The sequence below is a fragment of the Nocardioides sp. genome (assembly GCF_034670285.1).
In the GTDB taxonomy this organism is placed as follows: Bacteria; Actinomycetota; Actinomycetes; order Propionibacteriales; family Nocardioidaceae; genus Nocardioides.
In genome coordinates this window covers 1-4,111 of the sequence record NZ_JAXMNS010000348.1, presented here as the reverse complement: position 1 = coordinate 4,111, position 4,111 = coordinate 1, and the positions used below count along the sequence as shown (strand labels likewise).

Sequence of the window (4,111 nt, the reverse complement as noted above, 5' to 3'; positions counted from 1 at the left end):
CCGGGCAGCACCCGCAGGTCGGGGAAGGCGTCGAAGATCGAGCGCAGCCCGACCTCGCCCTCCATCCGGGCCAGTGCGGCGCCGAGGCAGTAGTGGCGCCCGGACGAGAACGACACGTGGTCGCCGGCGTTGGCGCGCGCGACGTCGAAGGCGTTGGGGTCGTCGAAGACCTCGGGGTCGCGGTTGGCGCCGGCGAGCAGCGTGGTGACGAGGGCGCCCTTGTGGACGGCGACGCCTGCGAAGGTGGTGTCGCGCACGACCATCCGACCGGTCAGCAGCACAGGCGGGTCGATGCGCAGGATCTCGTCGACGGCGTTGGGCCACAGGCCGGGGTCGGCCTGCAGGCGGCGCAGCTGGTCGGGGTGCTCGTGGAGCAGGGCGATGCCGTTGCCGAGCAGGTTGACGGTGGTCTCGAAGCCGGCCGCGAGCACGAGCCCGGCGGTCGACTTCAGCTCGGCGTCGTTGAGGCCCTTGCCGGCGTCGTCGCGTGCGGTCACGAGCTGGCTGAGCAGGTCGTCGCCGGGATTGCGTCGTACGGCGGCCAGGTGGTCGGCCAGCCAGGCGTCGAACTCCTCGAGGGCGCTCTCGACCGACGAGAACGCCGACCAGCTGAGGCCGAGGTCGAGGCTGGGCGCCGCGGCACTGCCGAACTCGAGCACCCGCTGGTGGTCGGCCTTCGGCACCCCGAGGATCTCGGCGATGACCGTCAACGGAAGCTGCGAGCAGTAGCGCTCGACGAGGTCGACCGGGTCCGAGGGGTCGAGGTCGGCGATCAGCTCGGCGGCGATCTTCTCGGTGCGTCCGCGCAGTCGGTCGACCGCGCGCACGCTGAAGACGCGGGTCACGAGCTTGCGGTAGCGGGTGTGGTCGGGCGGCTCGGTGACGAGCAGGGAGGGTGGGGTGAGAGGGCCCAGCGGTGCGGAGGAGAACGCCCACGAGCCGGCCCTCGCGAACGGGCTGTCCGACCCGAGGTCGACGCCGGCCTCGACGTCGTTGCTGGTGAGCACCTCCTTGACCACGGGCTGCGAGGCGGTGACGTAGGCGAAGCGCGAGCGGTGCAGCGGTCCGGTGGCGCGGATCTCGTCGAAGAGGGCGACCGGCACCTCGTCGCTGCTGCTGGTGGTCTCGATCAGCCGGCCGTGCAGGTCTCCGCTCGCGGCGGCCTTCTTGATCGCGAGGCGGGGCAGGGCGTGCCCCAGGCTCCAGCGCGTCGCGCGGGCGGCTCGTCGGGGCAGGGAAACTTCGATCCTCGAAGCCAGGCTCATTCCCCCAGTATGGCGCCGCAGTCGATGTGCGCTCGGTCGGTTCGAGGGGTGGCCTGTGCTGCTCGTCACCACGAGATGAGCCCAGGTCGGGCCCCTGATCGAATAACGTGCCCCGAGCGCCGAACCACCAGGAGGGGCGATGACGCAGGATCCCGGGTCGACCGCAGGGCCGAGCGAGCAGCACGCCGTACCGGTGTTCTTCCTGTCCGACTCCACCGGCATCAGCGCCGAGACGATGGGCAACGCGCTGCTCATCCAGTTCCCCGACCAGGTCTTCGACCGCACCGTCATCCCCTTCATCTCCACCGCCGCGGACGCCCAGCGCGTCGTGGAGATCCTCGACGAGGCGATGAAGGGACCGGTGCAGCCGCTGGCCTTCACCACCGCCGCCGAGGAGGAGGTCCGCAGTGTCCTGGCCACCACGCAGGCGCCGCTGATCGACTTCTTCGACATGCACATGAGCCGGGTCGAGTCGATCCTCGGCCAGCGCGGCGTGCGCCAGGCCGCGCGACTGCACGGGGTCGGCGACATCAAGCGCTACAACTCCCGGATGGCGGCCGTCGAGTTCACCATCGAGCACGACGACGGGCAGAGCCTGCGGGCGCTCGACAAGGCCGACGTGATCCTGCTGGCGCCCTCGCGCTGCGGCAAGACCCCGACGAGCATGTATCTCGCACTCCAGCACGGGCTCTTCGTGGCCAACTACCCCCTCGTCGACGAGGACCTCGAGTCCTCCGAGCTGCCCCGCCCGGTGCGCGACTACCAGGAGCGCTGCTTCGGCATCACCACCACCGTTGAGCGGCTGAGCCGGGTGCGCAACGAGCGGCGACCCGGGTCGTCGTACGCCGAGGCCTCGCAGTGTCGCTGGGAGCTGAGGCGCGCCGCCGAGATCTTCGCCGCCCACCGGGTGCCGGTGATCGACTCCTCCTCCAAGTCGGTCGAGGAGATCTCGACGATGATCCTGCAGACCCTCAAGCGCAACGGCGGGATCCTCAGCCGCGAGCGCAGCAAGGCGCGCGACCGTCCGCCCGCCGCCCCCCACGACCTGATGGCATCGAGGCTGTCGGACCGCCGTATCTCCTCCACAGAACAGGATGACTGACCCTCATGAGCGAGCCGCAGCACACGAACGTCCGATGGTTCTCCGAGCTCGGCCTCGCCGACCTCGAGGAGGTCGGCGGCAAGAACTCCTCGCTCGGCGAGATGGTCTCCCACCTCAGCGGCCTCGGCGTGCGAGTCCCCGACGGCTTCGCCACCACGGCCGGTGCGTTCCACCGCTTCATCGGTGACACCGGGCTCGCCGAGCGGATATCCGCTCTGCTCGACGGCCTCGACACCGACGACGTACGACGTCTCGCCGAGGTCGGCTCCGAGATCCGCGGCGCGATCATCGACGTGAAGTTCCCGGCCGACCTCGAGGCCGACATCCGCACCGCCTACGACAAGCTCGCGGGTGAGTCAGGCGAGGAGGCGTCGTTCGCGGTCCGTTCCTCGGCCACCGCCGAGGACCTGCCCGACGCCTCGTTCGCCGGCCAGCAGGAGACGTTCCTCAACGTCCGCGGCATCGACGCCGTGCTGCTCGCGGTGCGCGAGGTCTTCGCCTCGCTCTACAACGACCGCGCGATCGCCTACCGCGTCCACCACGGCTTCGCCCACGCCGACGTCGCGCTGTCGGCAGGCGTGCAGAAGATGGTGCGCTCCGACATCGGCGCCTCCGGCGTGATGTTCACGATGGACACCGAGTCGGGCTTCAACGACGCCGTCTTCATCACCTCGGCCTACGGCCTCGGTGAGGGTGTCGTGCAGGGCGCGGTCAACCCGGACGAGTTCTACGTCTACAAGCCCGCCCTGCGAGCCGACCGTCCCGCGATCCTCAAGCGCGGCGTGGGCGGCAAGGCCACCAAGATGGTCTACACCTCCGACGCCCGCGTCGGGCACACCACCGAGTTCGTGCCCGTCGACGCCGCCGAGAGTCGCCGGCTGAGCCTGAGCGACGACGAGGTCACCGAGTTGGCGCGCCACGCGCTGGTGATCGAGGAGCACTACGGCCGTCCGATGGACATCGAGTGGGGCCGCGACGGCGTCGACGGCCGGCTCTACGTGCTCCAGGCCCGCCCCGAGACCGTGCAGTCACGCCAGACCGGCGCCCAGGAGCGGTTCAAGATCGACAAGGCCGTCACCAAGGGTGTCGACGTGCTCGTGGAGGGACGTGCGATCGGCCAGAAGATCGGCTCGGGTGCCGTACGCGTCCTGACCTCGATCGACCAGATGCACGAGTTCGTCGCCGGCGACGTGCTGGTGGCCGACATGACCGACCCCGACTGGGAACCCATCATGAAGCGGGCCTCGGCGATCGTCACCAACCGTGGCGGCCGCACCTGCCACGCGGCGATCATCGCCCGCGAGCTCGGCATCCCCGCCGTCGTCGGCACCGGCTCGGCCACCAAGGACCTCGCCGACGGCCGCGAGGTCACGGTCTCGTGTGCCGAGGGCGACACCGGCCTGATCTACGAGGGACTGCTCGACTTCACCGTCGAGCGCACCGAGCTCGGCGAGATGCCCGACGTCCCGGTCAAGATCATGATGAACGTCGGCACCCCTGAGCAGGCGTTCGCCTTCTCCCGCCTGCCGCACAAGGGCGTCGGGCTGGCCCGGCTCGAGTTCATCATCAACCGCCAGATCGGCATCCACCCCAAGGCGCTGCTCGACCTCGCCGAGGGCGGCGAGAAGGCGGCGGCCCTGCCGGCTGCGCTGCGCGCCGAGATCGAGGAGATCACCGCGGCGTACGACGGCCCGCGCGACTTCTTCGTCAAGCGCGTCGCCGAGGGTGTCTCGATGATCGCGGC

The 4,111-nt window shown here is 70.2% G+C and carries 3 protein-coding genes; 2 read left to right on the top strand and 1 reads right to left on the bottom strand.

Features of this window, described 5'->3' with window-relative positions; all coding sequences use genetic code 11:
- The coding region (locus tag VOI19_RS15535; RefSeq protein ID WP_323793872.1) for a cytochrome P450 at positions 1-1,265 on the bottom strand (1,265 nt) is incomplete at its 3' end.
- Positions 1,266-1,404: 139 nt separating this feature from the next.
- Between VOI19_RS15535 and VOI19_RS15530 the strand changes: the two genes are divergently transcribed.
- Together VOI19_RS15530 and ppsA are read left to right on the top strand one after the other, a co-directional pair.
- Entirely contained in the window at positions 1,405-2,367 is a 963-nt protein-coding gene (locus tag VOI19_RS15530; RefSeq protein ID WP_323793871.1) for a pyruvate, water dikinase regulatory protein, read from the top strand.
- Between the two features lie 5 nt (positions 2,368-2,372).
- Positions 2,373-4,111: phosphoenolpyruvate synthase (ppsA, locus tag VOI19_RS15525; RefSeq protein WP_323793870.1), on the top strand; the 1,739-nt coding region annotated here is incomplete at its 3' end.

Coding starts and splice junctions, on each gene's coding strand:
- VOI19_RS15530 (WP_323793871.1), top strand. CDS start 1,405: ATGACGCAGGATCCCGGGTCGACCGCAGGGCCGAGCGAGCAGCACGCC.